Consider the following 13549-nt stretch of genomic DNA (forward strand, 5'->3'; position numbering starts at 1 on the left):
ACCCCCCCCCCCCTCCCCCCCCCCCCCCCCCCCCCCCCCCCCCCCCCCCCCCCCCCCCCCCCCCCCCCCCCCCCCCCCTCCCCGTGCTCGCTCGGACGCCTGAAGTTCATCCAGATGATCGAGTTCACGGGCTGCGACGTACGGGAGATGACAGAGACGACAGAACTGAAGTAGCGGGGCTCCGGTGCCCGGTGCAGCATCGAAGGCATGATCACTCGGCTCCGGGGACTCGCCACACAGTGGACGGCGGCCGTGCCGGTCCTGGCCGTCGTGCTGCTCGTCCTCACCTGGGGACGCGATCTGCCGGGCGTGGTCGTGGCCCTGGTGACGCTCGTGCTCGCCGGGGCCGTGCTCGCCGCCGTGCACCACGCCGAGGTGATCGCGCACCGGGTCGGTGAACCCTTCGGCTCGCTCGTCCTCGCGGTCGCCGTGACGATCATCGAGGTCGCGCTGATCGTCACGCTCATGGCCGACGGCGGTGACAAGAGTTCCACGCTGGCCCGTGACACCGTGTTCGCCGCCGTGATGATCACCTGCAACGGCATCATCGGCCTGTGCCTCCTCGTGGGCGCCCTCCGCCACCGCGTCGCCGTCTTCCAGTCCGAGGGCACCGGCGCCGCCCTCGCGACCGTCGCCACGCTCGCCACCCTGAGCCTGGTCCTGCCGACCTTCACCACGAGCAAGCAGGGCCCGGAGTTCTCCACGGCGCAGCTCACCTTCGCCGCCCTCGCCTCGCTCGTCCTGTACGGCCTGTTCGTGACGACCCAGACCGTGCGCCACCGCGAGTACTTCCTGCCGATCACCCGCAAGGGCGAGGTGATCGATTCCGAGGAAGCCACAGGTCCCGCCACCCGCACCGCCCTGATCAGCCTGGGCCTGCTCGCCCTCGCCCTGATCGGGGTGGTCGGCCTCGCCAAGGGGGTCTCACCGACGATCGAGTCCGGCGTGGAGAGCGCCGGCATGCCGCACTCCGTGGTCGGCGTGATCATCGCGCTGCTCGTGCTGCTCCCGGAGACCATCGCGGCCGTACGCGCCACCCGCCGCGACCGGGTGCAGACCAGCCTCAACCTCGCCCTGGGGTCCGCGATGGCCAGCATCGGCCTGACCATCCCGGCCGTCGCGGTCGCCTCCGTCTGGCTCTCCGGGCCGCTGGTGCTCGGGCTCGGCCCGACCCACATGGTGCTGCTTGCGCTCACCTTGATCGTCGGCACGCTCACGGTCGTGCCGGGGCGCGCCACTCCGCTGCAGGGCGGCGTCCATCTGGTGCTGTTCGCGGCGTACTTGGAACTGGCGGTCACGCCGTGACGGGCGGCCCCAGGGGGCTACGGAGGCGCGGTCCGCTCCTCAGTACGCTGACCCCATGACCCGCACCCTCGCCACCGCCCCGATCATGATCCTGAACGGCCCCAACCTGAACCTGCTCGGTCAGCGCCAGCCCGAGATCTACGGCTCCGACACCCTCGCCGACGTCGAGGCGCTGTGCGCCAAGGCCGCGGCCGCGCACGGCGGCACCGTGGATCTCCGGCAGAGCAACCACGAGGGGCAGCTGGTGGACTGGATCCACGAGGCGCGCGAGCACCACGCGGGCATCGTCATCAACCCCGCCGCCTACTCGCACACGTCGGTCGCGATTCTCGACGCGCTCAACACCTGTGACGGCATGCCGGTGGTGGAGGTCCACATCTCCAACATCCATCAGCGCGAGGCGTTCCGGCACCATTCGTATGTCTCCCAGCGCGCCGACGGTGTCATCGCGGGGTGCGGTGTGCAGGGGTACGCGTTCGCGGTGGAGCGGGTGGCGGCGCTGGTCGCCGGGGCCTGAGCCCCGGCGACGTACGGCGGTTCACCAGCCGACGTACCCCAGTTCACCAGCCCCGCTGACGCCACTCCGCCAGGTGCGGGCGCTCGGTGCCGAGCGTCGTGTCGTTCCCGTGGCCGGGGTAGACCCAGGTCTCGTCGGGGAGCGTGCCGAAGATCCTCGTCTCGACGTCGTTCAGGAGGCTCGCGAAGGCCTGCGGGTCCTGGTGCGTGTTGCCGATGCCGCCGGGGAAGAGGCAGTCGCCGGTGAAGACGTGCGGGTGGCCGTGCGGGTCGTCGTACACGAGGGCGACCGAGCCCGGCGTGTGGCCCACCAGGTGGCGCGCGGTGAGCGAGATCCGGCCGACCTGGACGGTGTCGCCGTCCACGAGCGGTACGTCCGTGGGCACCGGGATGCCCACCGTGTCCTCGCGGCCCGCGTAGGTCCGTGCGCCGGTCGCCGCGACGACCGCGGCGAGGGCCTGCCAGTGGTCGCCGTGCTGGTGGGTGGTGACGACGGACGCGATGCCGTCGTCACCGATCAGCGTGAGCAGCGTCTCGGCGTCGTTCGCCGCGTCGATCAGGAGCTGCTCGTCGGTGGCCCGGCAGCGCAGCAGATAGGCGTTGTTGTCCATCGGGCCGACGGCGACCTTCGAGATCATCAGGTCCTGCAACTCGTGTACGTCCGCACCGCCGCCGACCTTCACTGCTCCGCTGTACGTCATGCGCCTCAGCCTATAGCGGGGGCAGGGCGGGCAGGAGGCCGCCTTCGGCCGTCAGCGCGGAGCCGTCGCGACGGCCCGCGAGCCACCCCATCACGTCGGGCGCGGGGCCGGAGACGGTGACCTCGGGCTCGCCGTCCCGGCCGGTGCTCCACGCGTGCGTGCCGTCCGTCACCCGCGTGGGCGGGACGTCGGCGTTCCTTGAGAAACGCCCCGCCAGAAACGCGATCTCCCGCCGCACGAACTCCTCCGGCAGATCCTCCAGCTCATACCCGATGCCCAGGTCTACGTGGTGCAGATCCACCTCACCCCACCGCCGGAACGGCACCCGCGACGCGGAGTCGGTCACCCCGTTGCGCATCGTGATGGTGCGGGTCCAGTCGGCGGACACGGCGGCCTGGGTCTCGAAGCGCTCCGCGGACTCGCGTACGTCGAGGAGTTGCTCGGCCAGTGGCCGGGGCGCGTCCCGCTCGATGTCCGCGTCCCGTGCGTCCGCGCTGACGTACATGGGCCGTCCGGCGAGGACATTGACGAGCGCGTCCGCGTTCCGGGCGAGGTGGGCGAGGACGTGACCGCGGGTCCAGCCCGGCAGGCGTGACGGCTCGGCGGTCGAATCGTTGTTCAGTTTCGCGGCTGCTGTGAGCAGCCGGTCAGTCGCGTCACGTACAGACGCCAGGTCGCGCACATGATCAGTCATGCGTCCGACGATAGCCGCGCCACACGTTCGGGTGAAGGTGTCGGAGCGGCACCGCAAATCGAATGCACGTGCTATATGGTCGGGTGCGGCATCGGGCATTCTTGGCGGTCCGGGTTTGTTATCAACCAGGGCATCCGTCCCGGCGTTGTCAGTGGCTCGCCCTAGTCTGTGAATGACAGGGGTCCCGCCCCTGTCACTTCTCTCAAGAAAGGTGCGGACCGGCGTGGCCGACCGTCTCATCGTCCGTGGCGCGCGCGAGCACAATCTCAAGAACGTCTCGCTCGACCTCCCGCGCGACTCCCTCATCGTCTTCACCGGGCTCTCCGGGTCGGGCAAGTCCTCGCTCGCGTTCGACACGATCTTCGCCGAGGGCCAGCGGCGGTACGTGGAGTCGCTTTCCTCGTACGCCAGGCAGTTCCTCGGCCAGATGGACAAGCCGGACGTCGACTTCATCGAAGGCCTCTCGCCCGCGGTCTCCATCGACCAGAAGTCGACCTCGCGCAACCCGCGCTCCACGGTCGGCACCATCACGGAGGTCTATGACTACCTCCGCCTGCTCTTCGCGCGCATCGGCAAGCCGCACTGTCCCGAGTGCGGGCGCCCCATCGCCCGGCAGTCGCCGCAGGCCATCGTCGACAAGGTCCTCGAGCTGCCGGAAGGCAGCCGCTTCCAGGTCCTCTCGCCGCTGGTGCGCGAGCGCAAGGGCGAGTTCGTCGACCTCTTCGCCGATCTCCAGACCAAGGGCTACAGCCGCGCCCGGGTCGACGGCGAGACGATCCAGCTCTCCGAGCCGCCCACGCTGAAGAAGCAGGAGAAGCACACCATCGAGGTGGTCATCGACCGCCTCACGGTGAAGGACTCCGCCAAGCGCCGCCTCACCGACTCCGTGGAGACCGCGCTCGGCCTCGCCGGCGGCATGGTCGTGCTCGACTTCGTCGACCTCCCCGAGGACGACCCCGAGCGCGAGCGGATGTACTCGGAGCACCTGTACTGCGCGTACGACGACCTGTCCTTCGAGGAGCTGGAGCCCCGCTCCTTCTCCTTCAACTCGCCCTTCGGCGCCTGCCCGGACTGCTCGGGCATCGGTACGCGCATGGAGGTCGACCCCGAGCTGATCGTCCCGGACGAGGACAAGTCGCTCGACGAAGGCGCCATCCACCCCTGGTCGCACGGCCACACCAAGGACTACTTCGCACGCCTGGTCGGCGCACTCGCCGACGCCCTCGGCTTCGCCACGGACATGCCCTGGGCCGGCCTGCCGCAGCGCGCCAAGAAGGCCCTCCTGAACGGGCACAAGACCCAGATCGAGGTCCGCTACAGGAACAGGTACGGCCGCGAGCGGGTCTACACCACCGCCTTCGAAGGCGCCGTCCCCTTCGTCAAGCGCCGCCACAGCGAGGCCGAGAGCGACGCGAGCCGCGAGCGCTTCGAGGGCTACATGCGCGAAGTGCCCTGCCCCACCTGTGAGGGCACGCGTCTGAAGCCGATCGTCCTCGCCGTCTCGGTCATGGGGAAGTCCATCGCCGAGGTCTCCGCGATGTCCATCAGCGACTGCGCGGACTTCCTCGCCGAGCTGAAGCTGGGCGCCCGCGACAAGAAGATCGCCGAGCGCGTCCTGAAGGAGGTCAACGAACGGCTGCGGTTCCTGGTCGACGTCGGCCTCGACTACCTCTCGCTGAACCGCGCCGCCGGCACGCTCTCCGGAGGCGAGGCCCAGCGCATCCGCCTGGCCACCCAGATCGGCTCGGGCCTCGTCGGGGTCCTCTACGTACTGGACGAGCCGTCCATCGGTCTGCACCAGCGCGACAACCACCGCCTGATCGAGACCCTCGTGCGCCTGCGCGACATGGGCAACACGCTCATCGTCGTCGAGCACGACGAGGACACCATCAAGGTCGCCGACTGGGTCGTCGACATCGGCCCCGGCGCGGGGGAGCACGGCGGCAAGGTCGTGCACAGCGGCTCCATGAAGGAGCTCCTGGCCAACGACGAGTCGATCACCGGTCAGTACCTCTCCGGCAAGAAGTCCATCCCGGTGCCCGACGTGCGCCGCCCGGCGGACCCCACCCGGCAGCTGACGGTGCACGGCGCCCGGGAGAACAACCTCCAGGACATCGACGTCTCCTTCCCCCTCGGTGTCCTCACCGCGGTCACCGGTGTCTCGGGCTCCGGAAAGTCGACGCTGGTCAACGACATCCTCTACACCCACCTGGCGCGCGAGCTGAACGGCGCCAGGTCCGTCCCCGGGCGGCACACGCGCGTGGAGGGTGACGACCTGGTCGACAAGGTCGTGCACGTCGACCAGTCGCCGATCGGCCGCACACCCCGGTCGAACCCGGCGACGTACACCGGAGTCTTCGACCACGTCCGCAGGCTGTTCGCGGAGACGATGGAGGCGAAGGTCCGCGGCTATCTGCCCGGCCGCTTCTCCTTCAACGTCAAGGGCGGTCGCTGCGAGAACTGCTCCGGTGACGGCACGATCAAGATCGAGATGAACTTCCTCCCGGATGTGTACGTGCCGTGCGAGGTCTGCCACGGGGCGCGCTACAACCGCGAGACGCTGGACGTCCACTACAAGGGCAAGTCCATCGCCGAGGTCCTGGACATGCCGATCGAGGAGGCGCTCGACTTCTTCGAGGCGGTTCCGGCCATCTCCCGCCACCTGCGCACGCTCAACGACGTGGGTCTGGGGTATGTCCGGCTCGGCCAGTCCGCGCCCACGCTCTCCGGAGGTGAGGCCCAGCGCGTGAAGCTGGCCTCCGAACTGCAGAAGCGCTCGACGGGACGGACCGTCTACGTCCTGGACGAGCCGACCACCGGTCTGCACTTCCAGGACATCAGCAAGCTGATCGCGGTCCTGTCCGGCCTGGTCGACAAGGGCAACACGGTCATCGTCATCGAGCACAACCTCGACGTCGTCAAGACCGCGGACTGGGTCGTCGACATGGGCCCCGAAGGCGGCAACGGCGGCGGTCTCGTCGTCGCCGAGGGCACGCCCGAGGAGGTCGCGGGGGTCCCGACGAGCCACACGGGCAAGTTCCTGCGGGACATCCTGGCGGCGGACCGGATCAGCGACGCGCTGCCCTCGCAGGGACGTAAGCCGGTGCGGAAGGCCGCCGCCAAGAAGGCGGTGACCGCAGCTCCGGCGGCGAAGAAGTCGGCGACGGCTGCCGCGAAGAAGGCAGCTCCGAAGAAGGCTGCTGCGGCCACGAAGAAGACGGCCAAGGCTCGTAAGGCCTGACGGAGCGGCGTGCTTCCGCGGGTGCGTCGTGGCTGGGCGCGCAGTTCCTCGCGCCCCTTCGGGCGCTCCTGCGAACGGGCCGCCGGACAAGGGATACCCCTTGTCCGGCGGCCCGTTCCCGTGGTCGCCTGGGCGGCATGACCGTACGTACGGAACGTGAAGGCCCCGTCACCACCATCGTGTTGTCCCGGCCCGGCGTGCGGAACGCGGTCGACGGGCCCACCGCCCGTGCGCTCGCGGACGCCTTCCGGGACTTCGACGCCGACCCCGACGCGTCCGTCGCCGTGCTGTGGGGCGAGGGTGGCACCTTCTGCGCCGGTGCGGATCTCAAGGCCATCGGGACGCCGGCCGGGAACGAGGTGACCGAGAAGGGGGACGGGCCCATGGGGCCGACCCGGATGTGTCTCTCCAAGCCCGTCGTCGCCGCGATCTCCGGGCACGCGGTCGCCGGAGGCCTGGAGCTGGCGCTCTGGTGCGACCTGCGCGTGGCCGACGAGGACGCGGTGCTCGGAGTCTTCTGCCGCCGCTGGGGCGTCCCGCTCATCGACGGCGGTACCGTGCGGCTGCCCCGGCTCATCGGGGAGAGCCGGGCCATGGACCTGGTGCTCACCGGCCGCCCCGTACCCGCCGCCGAGGCGCTGGCGATGGGCCTGGTCAACAGGACCGTACCGCCGGGCACGTCCCGCGCCGCGGCCGAGCGCCTCGCCGCGGAGATCGCCGCGCTCCCTCAGACCTGCCTCCGGAACGACCGGCACTCCGTGCTTGACCAGGGCGGCCTGACCGAGGAGGAGGCGATGGCGGGTGAACTGCGCCACGGCCTGCGGTCCCTCGCCGAGGCGGCGGACGGCGCGGCCAGGTTCGCGGCGGGGGCGGGGCGGCACGGGGCGTTCACGGGCGGCGAGTGAGGCGCTCGGCCGCCTTCGCAGAACTGGCCTTCGCGGAACTGGCCTCGGCAGAACCGGCATCGCTAGAACCGGACTCCGCAGAACCAGCCTCCGCAGAACCAGCCTCCGTCGAACTAACCTTCGGCGGGCGCGGCCTCCGGCTCCAGGAACTGCATGTCCAGCTGGATCTTCACCACGTCACCGAGCAGCCCGGCACCGAAGTCGAGGCCGTACTCCTTGCGGCTGATCTCCCCGGTCGCCTCGAACCCGGCATGCCGTCGCGGGGAGCCGGGGAAGGCCTGGACCCCGCCGAACTCGACGGCGAGGGTGACCGGCTTCGTCACGTCACCGATGGTCAGTTCGCCCTCCAGGGTCCACTCGTCCTCCTTGCCGATGACCCGCGTCGAGCGGAACGTCATCGTGGGACGGCGCTCGACGTCAAGCAGGTCCGGGGCGCGGACATGGGCGTCGCGGTCCTTGTTGCCGGTGTCGATCGACGCCAGGTCGATGGTCGCCGTCACCGATGAGGTCTCGACGCTCTCGCCCACGACGAGACCGGCCGTCACCTCGCTGAAGCGGCCCCGCACCTTCGAGATCCCGAGGTGGCGGATGGTGAAGTTGACGGCGGAGTGGAACGGGTCGATCTCCCAGCTGCCCGCGGGCAACGGCAGGGCGCCCGAAGCGGTCGTGGCGGTGGCTGTGCTGTCAGAAGTGGTCATGCGCTCCACTCTGCGCGGCGGGACGGAGGCGAGGAAGGCCGAGCTGAGACTGGTAGTGACAGGGCCACGATCCGGTCCATCGGCAGCTGGTACGTTCGGCCGGTGAGCGACAACGAGCTGGGCACCTTCCTGCGCACCTGCCGTGAAGCGGTCACACCCGCCGAAGTCGGCCTTCCCACCGGCCCCCGTCGCCGCACGCCGGGCCTGCGCCGCTCCGAGGTCGCCACGCTCGCCGGGGTCAGCGTCGAGTACCTCGCCCGGCTCGAACAGGGCCGGGACCGCCACCCGTCGCCGCAGGTGATGGGCGCGCTCGCGGACGCCCTGCGGCTGACGGTGGAGGAGCGCTTCCACCTGCGCCGCCTGGAGAAGGAGACGAGCGGCGACCCCTGCTGCCCGACGGCGAGCGTGCCGTCCCGGTCGGTGCGCCCCACCGTGCGGGCACTCGTCGACCGCCTGGAGCCCACGCCCGCCGTCCTCTTCAACCGGCTCGGCGACATCCTCGCGTACACCACGGGCTACGAGCGGATCGTGAGGCCCTTCGGTCTGCTCGACGACGAGCGACCGAACCTCATCCGGTTCCTGTTCACAGACGGGCGGGCCCGCACCGCCTACCCCGAGTGGGACGCCGTCGCCGACGAGCAGATCGCCTTGTTCCGGGGCCAGTCCATGCTCGACGACCCGCACGCCGGGGGATTCGCCGACGAGTTGACGGTCATCGCCGGTGCGCCGTTCGCCGACCGTATGACGGTCGTGCCGCGGCTGCCCCGGAGCAGTGGCGTCGAACGTATGGCGCACCCCGAGGTCGGCGCGATGAGACTCTCGTACGAGACGCTGACGCTGCCCGACGCCGACGGTCAGCGACTGGTCGTCCACCTGCCGGCCGACGAAGCCTCGTCGGCCGCACTCGACCGCCTCAACGGCCGCCAGCCGGGCGGTCTGCGCGCGGTGACGGGCTGACCTGCCTCACCCCAACTCCTTCGCGTACGGCGGTTCCGCCCCCGCGCGGGACACGGTGACGGCCGCGGCGCGTGCCGCGAAGTCCAGGACCTCGCCCCAGCTGTCCGCGCCGAGCCCCGCGAGGGACTCCGTGGAAAGGGCGTCCCGTGCGCAGAGTCCGTGCAGCAGGGCCGCGTTGACCGTGTCGCCCGCGCCGATGGTGTCCACCACGTCGACCCGCTCGCCCGGCACCGACCACTCCCCGCCGTCCCGTGTGAAGACGGTGAGCCCCTTGCCGCCCCGCGTGATCACCACCGCGCCGGGGCCGGAAGCGAGCCACTCCCGCGGCGTGCCGCCGAGCCAGCTCGCGTCGTCCTCCGAGAGCTTGAGCAGCGAGACCGACGGCAGCCAGCTCTTGAACCGGGCACGGTAGGCGTCCGCGTCCGGGATCAGGCCCGCCCGGATGTTGGGGTCGAGCGCCGTGAACACGCCCCGCGCCGCCTCCCGGCGCATCAGCTCCTCGTACGCGCTCGCGCCCGGTTCGAGGGCGAGCGAGCACGTGCCGAACGACACCGCCGTCACGTCGTCGGGCAGCCGTTCCGGGGCCGTGAAGAGCCGGTCCGCCGTGCCCTCGACGTAGAAGGAGTATCCGGCGGAGCCGTCCGCGCCGATCGAGGCGACGGCGAGCGTCGTCGGCTCGTCGCCCCGCTGCACGTACGACACCTCGACACCCGCGGCCCGCAACCCGCCGACCAGCGCGTCACCGAACGCGTCCGCCGAGATCCGGGAGAGGAAGGCGACGGGGGAGCCGAGGCGGCCGAGGGCCACCGCGGTGTTGTACGGACCGCCGCCGAGCCGCGGGGCGAGAGGGGGCAGCCCGGTGCCGGTGGACTCCTGCGGGACGAGGTCGATCAGGGCCTCTCCTGCGACGACTATCACGGGTGGTTCCTCTCGGCTCTGCGCTCTCGGCTGTCGACTCCGCGGTCGTACGCCCCGGCTTCCGCCACAGGCTAGGGCTTCCGGGCGGGCTCGGCCCGACACGGGCGGCACTCGGGCACGGCCGCGCCCAACGCGGGCACGCGGCGTCCCACCGGTATGGTCTGATCCGTCACTGAAGCGCCTGACCTGTGGAGATTCCATGCCCGGCACGCCGCCCCCCGCCCGTCGCACCGTGCTGCGCGCCGCCGCCCTCGTACCGGCCGCCGGTCTGGGGATCACGGCCTGCTCGTCCGGCGGCGACGGCGGCTCCAACCGTTCGGCGCCGACCGCGCCGGTGGACATCGGTGCGGCCGACGAGGTGAAGGTGGGTGCCTCGAAGCTCTACACCGACGAGAACGTGGTCGTGAGCCGCATCTCGGACGACGAGTACAAGGCGTTCAGCACGATCTGCACGCACGCCAAGTGCCCCATCAACAAGCTGGAGGGGCACAAGCTCATCTGCCCCTGCCACGGAAGTCAGTTCGACGCCACGAACGGCAAGGTGCTGCACGACCCGGCCGTCAACCCGCTCTCGGAGCTGCCGGTCAAGGTGGCGGACGGCAAGATCATCGCGGGCCGAGGGGCGGCCCAGGGGCGGCTCAGGGGCTGACGGGCTGGGCGGGGGTCCGCTCCCGCTCCCGCGTTCACGTCCACCGCTCCCACCTTCACTCCCAGTCCCACGCGATCCCCAGGATCCCCGCCCGCACCTGGGGCTCCACGAGGTGCACCGACCGATGGCTGCCGCTCAGCGTCAGCTCCTGGCGCCCGCCGCGCGGCGCGGCGGCCGAATGCTGGGTGAAGCGGTGGCAGCGTACGGGCAGCGCACCTTCGTCGAACCGCACCTGGAGCGCGTACTGCCCGCCCGCGAAGGTGAAGCCCCGGAAGTACTCGGTGGCCGTCCCCGCCGTGCCGTCCTCGAAGCCGTACCGGAACAGATGCGTGTCGCCCGTGCGCAGGCGCGCGTCGAAGAGCAGTTCGGCGACGAGCACTCCCGTCTCGTGGTGCCATCGCACACGACCCGTGCGGCAGTTCTCCAGGGCGTGGACGCCGACGCGTTCCGGTGCGCAGCCGGGGTCGCCCCGGTAGATGGCGAGATAGCGGTCCACGGCGTCCCGGTGGGCGCGCACGACGTGCTGCGAGTCGCGGCCGAGCAGCTCGCGGCGCCCGCCGATCCGCACCCGTTCGTGGTGGCCGACGGTGTGCAGGCCGCCGTCGAGCGGTGATCCGAGCCCGGTGATCAGCTCCTGGAGCACGTCGGACCCTTCGAGCAGGGAGCGGTAGGAGCGGGCGGCGGGGCGTTCGCAGGCGGGGTGTTCGGAGGACTTGGCGAGGAGCCGGATCAGTGACTCCTCGGGGAGTTCGAGGATCTCCTCCAGGGCGCGCACGGCACGGAGCGACTCGGTGCGCTGCGGGCGCCGCGCACCCTGCTGCCAGTAACTGAGGCTCGTCACGCCGACGTTGACGCCCTGCCGCGCGAGATGGTGCCGTACGCGTTGCAGGGGAAGACGCCGTGCGGCGATCGCGGCCCGCAGCGCCACGTGGAAGGGGCCGGTGCGCAGCGCGGCCTCCAGGTCAGCGGGTGCGCCGTCCGCGAGCTGTGTGCCGTGCCGCATCGCAAGGCCCTTCTGTGAACATTCACATCGGCCGCCCGGGCATGCGCACCGGTCGGACCGGGCCACCAGGTGGGCGTACGAGGGGTGTTCACATACGTACGCCGCCGTTCACGGCCCAAGTAATCCCGCATTGAACCTTGTTGACCTGCACCGGACAACACTCGATGCTCAATCGCAGCGTCCGGACGCGCTCCTCCACCACCCCACACCCCCCGCTCGGGAGGAACGCGATGCGCCATAGAAGCAGTAAGTACAGCGGACGCAGACGGTTGTCCGCACTCGCCGTCGTGGCGGCGGCCCTGGTGGCCGCACCGGCGGCCACGGCCACGGCCGCCCCCGAAACAGCCTCGCCCTACGCGGTGCGCGCCGTGGCCGTGGCCGATCCCTCGGCCCCCTCGCTCCTCGCCGCCAAGCGCCTGAACATCACGATGCAGGCCCAGCAGAAGACCAACTGGTGCTGGGCCGCTTCCGGGAACACGATCGCCGCCTTCTACGGCAAGAACTACAGCCAGAACCAGTTCTGCAACGCCGCCTTCGGGCGTAACCAGAACACCGAGTGCCCCAACGCGCAGGCCACGCTCGGCGACGTGCAGAACGGCCTGGACCGGGTGGGCATCAGCGCCGGTTCGTACGTTAGCGGCTGGCTGCGCTACCCGACCGTGCAGGCCGAGATCAACGCGGGCCGCCCGGTCGAGACCCGCATCCAGTGGTCGAACGGCGGCGGCCACATGCACGTCCTGTACGGCTATGACGACGCGAGCAGCTGGGTCTACTGGGGTGACCCGTGGCCGTCCAACGACCGCTACAACTGGGCCTCGCACAGCTGGTACGTCAACAACAACACCTTCTCCTGGACCCACTCGCTGTACCGGATCGGGGCGTGAGCGCGATGACCCGTCACCTTCACCTTCCCCTGCCCCATCCTCTTCCCCGACACCTGCTGAGGGCGGCGCTCGCCGGGTCGGCCGCCACCCTGCTGCTCGGCCTCGCGGCGCCGTACGCCTCGGCGGACCCCGGGCCCCGGGACGCTTCCCGGGACGCGGCCCACGAGGCCGCGAGCGCCCCCAGGACCCTCGACACGCTCTCCCGCTTCTTCGCACGCGAGGGGGCCGTCAGCAGGGCAGCGGCGGACCCGCGGGTGCGGGGCGAGGCCGTGCCCGTGCGCTATCTCTCCCCGGAGTTCGTCGCGGGCGAGAAGGGGGCGCCGGTCGCCCGCGTGGAGTTCCTCGCCAGCACGGCGGTCTCCTCCGACGGGCAGAAAGCCTCCTTGTGGATGGTGAAACAGTCAGGCTCCTGGAAGGTCGTGAACATCGCCACCGGGGACGACGAGACGCACTACGCGCGCGTGGGCGCCGACAAGCTCCCCGGGGGCACCGTTTTCCACGAGCCGCAGATCAATGCCTGGTATGTGCGGGGGCGGGGGCGGGTCCTTCCGCTGAACGCGGACGCGGTGCGTGCCGTGGGCTCGGACGGGGTCTCGGTCGCCGCGTATCAGAAGCGTGTGCACGGTGCGTACGCCGACAAGCTGCCCGGCTCGGCGTACGCGAAGTCCGGCAAGGCGGGGGGCTTCGCCCCGAAGGAGCCGGTCGCGCGGCCCCCGGCGGCGCCGACCGAGGCTTCGGCCGAGGATCCCGTCACGGTTGCCTCCTCCGTGGCCGGAGCGGGGGCCCTGGTAGCCCTTGGCCTCTCCGGCCTGGCCGTCCTGCGACGTCGCGCCCGGCAGCGCGGCTGACCTGCCCTCCCGGGCCCCTGCTCCCGGGCCCCTGCTCCTGGCCCCTGCCACCGGCCCTCGCTCCCGGCCGGGAGCTTCCCCACCCACCCGCCCTTCAGGGCGGGTGGGCATGAGGGCGGGGGAGGCGGTGGTCCTGGGTGCGGGGAGCCGGAGTTCCCCGGCAGCGGGCCGTCGGGAGAGGGAGGGGCAGGCCCCCTCAAGACCCTGACTGTCAGCCCCCGCAAGTAGGG

Annotated in this window: 13 protein-coding genes; 8 read left to right on the forward strand and 5 right to left on the reverse strand. The window is 71.1% G+C overall.

All coding sequences use genetic code 11. The features are described from left to right. The first annotated feature begins 207 nt into the window (after positions 1 to 207). Entirely contained in the window at positions 208 to 1305 is a 1098-nt protein-coding gene (locus tag ACZ5CR_RS30380) for a calcium:cation antiporter (RefSeq protein WP_468863236.1), read from the forward strand. 55 nt (positions 1306 to 1360) lie between these two features. Then, positions 1361 to 1822 carry a type II 3-dehydroquinate dehydratase gene (gene aroQ / locus ACZ5CR_RS30385; protein WP_389910176.1) on the forward strand — a complete coding sequence of 154 codons (462 nt, stop codon included), beginning with the start codon at positions 1361 to 1363 and terminating at the stop codon, positions 1820 to 1822. A 43-nt stretch (positions 1823 to 1865) separates the two neighbouring features. On the opposite strand, the gene ACZ5CR_RS30390 is transcribed toward aroQ, so the two are convergent. Beyond that, entirely contained in the window at positions 1866 to 2522 is a 657-nt protein-coding gene (locus tag ACZ5CR_RS30390; protein ID WP_468863239.1) for an MBL fold metallo-hydrolase, read from the reverse strand. 10 nt (positions 2523 to 2532) lie between these two features. Beyond that, positions 2533 to 3216, reverse strand: coding sequence for a maleylpyruvate isomerase family mycothiol-dependent enzyme (locus tag ACZ5CR_RS30395; RefSeq protein WP_468863241.1), 684 nt, complete (start codon positions 3214 to 3216; stop codon positions 2533 to 2535). Between the two features lie 223 nt (positions 3217 to 3439). On the opposite strand from ACZ5CR_RS30395, the gene uvrA reads away from it, so the two are divergent. Further along, positions 3440 to 6457: an excinuclease ABC subunit UvrA gene (gene uvrA, locus ACZ5CR_RS30400; RefSeq protein ID WP_468863243.1), complete on the forward strand. Its 3018-nt coding sequence runs from the start codon at positions 3440 to 3442 to the stop codon at positions 6455 to 6457. A gap of 137 nt (positions 6458 to 6594) precedes the next feature. Further along, positions 6595 to 7362, forward strand: a complete 768-nt coding sequence (locus ACZ5CR_RS30405) for a crotonase/enoyl-CoA hydratase family protein (protein WP_468863245.1) — start codon at positions 6595 to 6597, stop codon at positions 7360 to 7362. Positions 7363 to 7475: 113 nt separating this feature from the next. Here the strand turns inward: ACZ5CR_RS30405 and ACZ5CR_RS30410 are convergent, their stop codons facing one another. Next, positions 7476 to 8060 carry a YceI family protein gene (locus tag ACZ5CR_RS30410; protein ID WP_468863248.1) on the reverse strand — a complete coding sequence of 195 codons (585 nt, stop codon included), beginning with the start codon at positions 8058 to 8060 and terminating at the stop codon, positions 7476 to 7478. Positions 8061 to 8162: 102 nt separating this feature from the next. Here ACZ5CR_RS30410 and ACZ5CR_RS30415 point away from each other — a divergent pair, with 102 nt between their 5' ends. After that, the gene (locus ACZ5CR_RS30415; protein WP_468863250.1) at positions 8163 to 9017 is read left to right on the forward strand and encodes a helix-turn-helix domain-containing protein; all 855 of its coding nucleotides are present in this window, start codon (positions 8163 to 8165) and stop codon (positions 9015 to 9017) included. A 6-nt stretch (positions 9018 to 9023) separates the two neighbouring features. Here ACZ5CR_RS30415 and ACZ5CR_RS30420 read toward each other — a convergent pair whose 3' ends face one another. Continuing rightward, positions 9024 to 9935 (reverse strand): carbohydrate kinase family protein, encoded by a 912-nt coding sequence (locus ACZ5CR_RS30420; protein ID WP_468863252.1) that lies wholly within the window; start codon positions 9933 to 9935, stop codon positions 9024 to 9026. Positions 9936 to 10134: 199 nt separating this feature from the next. On the opposite strand from ACZ5CR_RS30420, the gene ACZ5CR_RS30425 reads away from it, so the two are divergent. Beyond that, positions 10135 to 10584 (forward strand): Rieske (2Fe-2S) protein, encoded by a 450-nt coding sequence (locus ACZ5CR_RS30425; RefSeq protein WP_468863254.1) that lies wholly within the window; start codon positions 10135 to 10137, stop codon positions 10582 to 10584. Between the two features lie 55 nt (positions 10585 to 10639). Here ACZ5CR_RS30425 and ACZ5CR_RS30430 read toward each other — a convergent pair whose 3' ends face one another. Then, positions 10640 to 11587 carry a hypothetical protein gene (locus ACZ5CR_RS30430; protein ID WP_468863256.1) on the reverse strand — a complete coding sequence of 316 codons (948 nt, stop codon included), beginning with the start codon at positions 11585 to 11587 and terminating at the stop codon, positions 10640 to 10642. A 230-nt stretch (positions 11588 to 11817) separates the two neighbouring features. Here ACZ5CR_RS30430 and ACZ5CR_RS30435 point away from each other — a divergent pair, with 230 nt between their 5' ends. Both ACZ5CR_RS30435 and ACZ5CR_RS30440 read left to right on the forward strand, forming a co-directional pair. Continuing rightward, positions 11818 to 12471 (forward strand): papain-like cysteine protease family protein, encoded by a 654-nt coding sequence (locus ACZ5CR_RS30435; RefSeq protein WP_468863258.1) that lies wholly within the window; start codon positions 11818 to 11820, stop codon positions 12469 to 12471. Positions 12472 to 12476: 5 nt separating this feature from the next. Next, entirely contained in the window at positions 12477 to 13319 is an 843-nt protein-coding gene (locus ACZ5CR_RS30440) for a hypothetical protein (protein WP_468863259.1), read from the forward strand. Positions 13320 to 13549: the final 230 nt, after the last annotated feature.

The sequence above is a fragment of the Streptomyces sp. NPDC031274 genome (assembly GCF_055570235.1).

Excerpts from the sequence above, each read along its gene's own strand:
- ACZ5CR_RS30405 (WP_468863245.1), top strand. The coding sequence starts at position 6,595 with ATGACCGTACGTACGGAACGTGAAGGCCCCGTCACCACCATCGTGTTG.
- ACZ5CR_RS30395 (WP_468863241.1), bottom strand. The coding sequence starts at position 3,216 with ATGACTGATCATGTGCGCGACCTGGCGTCTGTACGTGACGCGACTGAC.
- ACZ5CR_RS30435 (WP_468863258.1), top strand. The coding sequence starts at position 11,818 with ATGCGCCATAGAAGCAGTAAGTACAGCGGACGCAGACGGTTGTCCGCA.
- ACZ5CR_RS30425 (WP_468863254.1), top strand. The coding sequence starts at position 10,135 with ATGCCCGGCACGCCGCCCCCCGCCCGTCGCACCGTGCTGCGCGCCGCC.
- ACZ5CR_RS30430 (WP_468863256.1), bottom strand. The coding sequence starts at position 11,587 with ATGCGGCACGGCACACAGCTCGCGGACGGCGCACCCGCTGACCTGGAG.
- ACZ5CR_RS30390 (WP_468863239.1), bottom strand. The coding sequence starts at position 2,522 with ATGACGTACAGCGGAGCAGTGAAGGTCGGCGGCGGTGCGGACGTACAC.
- ACZ5CR_RS30380 (WP_468863236.1), top strand. The coding sequence starts at position 208 with ATGATCACTCGGCTCCGGGGACTCGCCACACAGTGGACGGCGGCCGTG.
- ACZ5CR_RS30410 (WP_468863248.1), bottom strand. The coding sequence starts at position 8,060 with ATGACCACTTCTGACAGCACAGCCACCGCCACGACCGCTTCGGGCGCC.
- aroQ (WP_389910176.1), top strand. The coding sequence starts at position 1,361 with ATGACCCGCACCCTCGCCACCGCCCCGATCATGATCCTGAACGGCCCC.
- ACZ5CR_RS30440 (WP_468863259.1), top strand. The coding sequence starts at position 12,477 with ATGACCCGTCACCTTCACCTTCCCCTGCCCCATCCTCTTCCCCGACAC.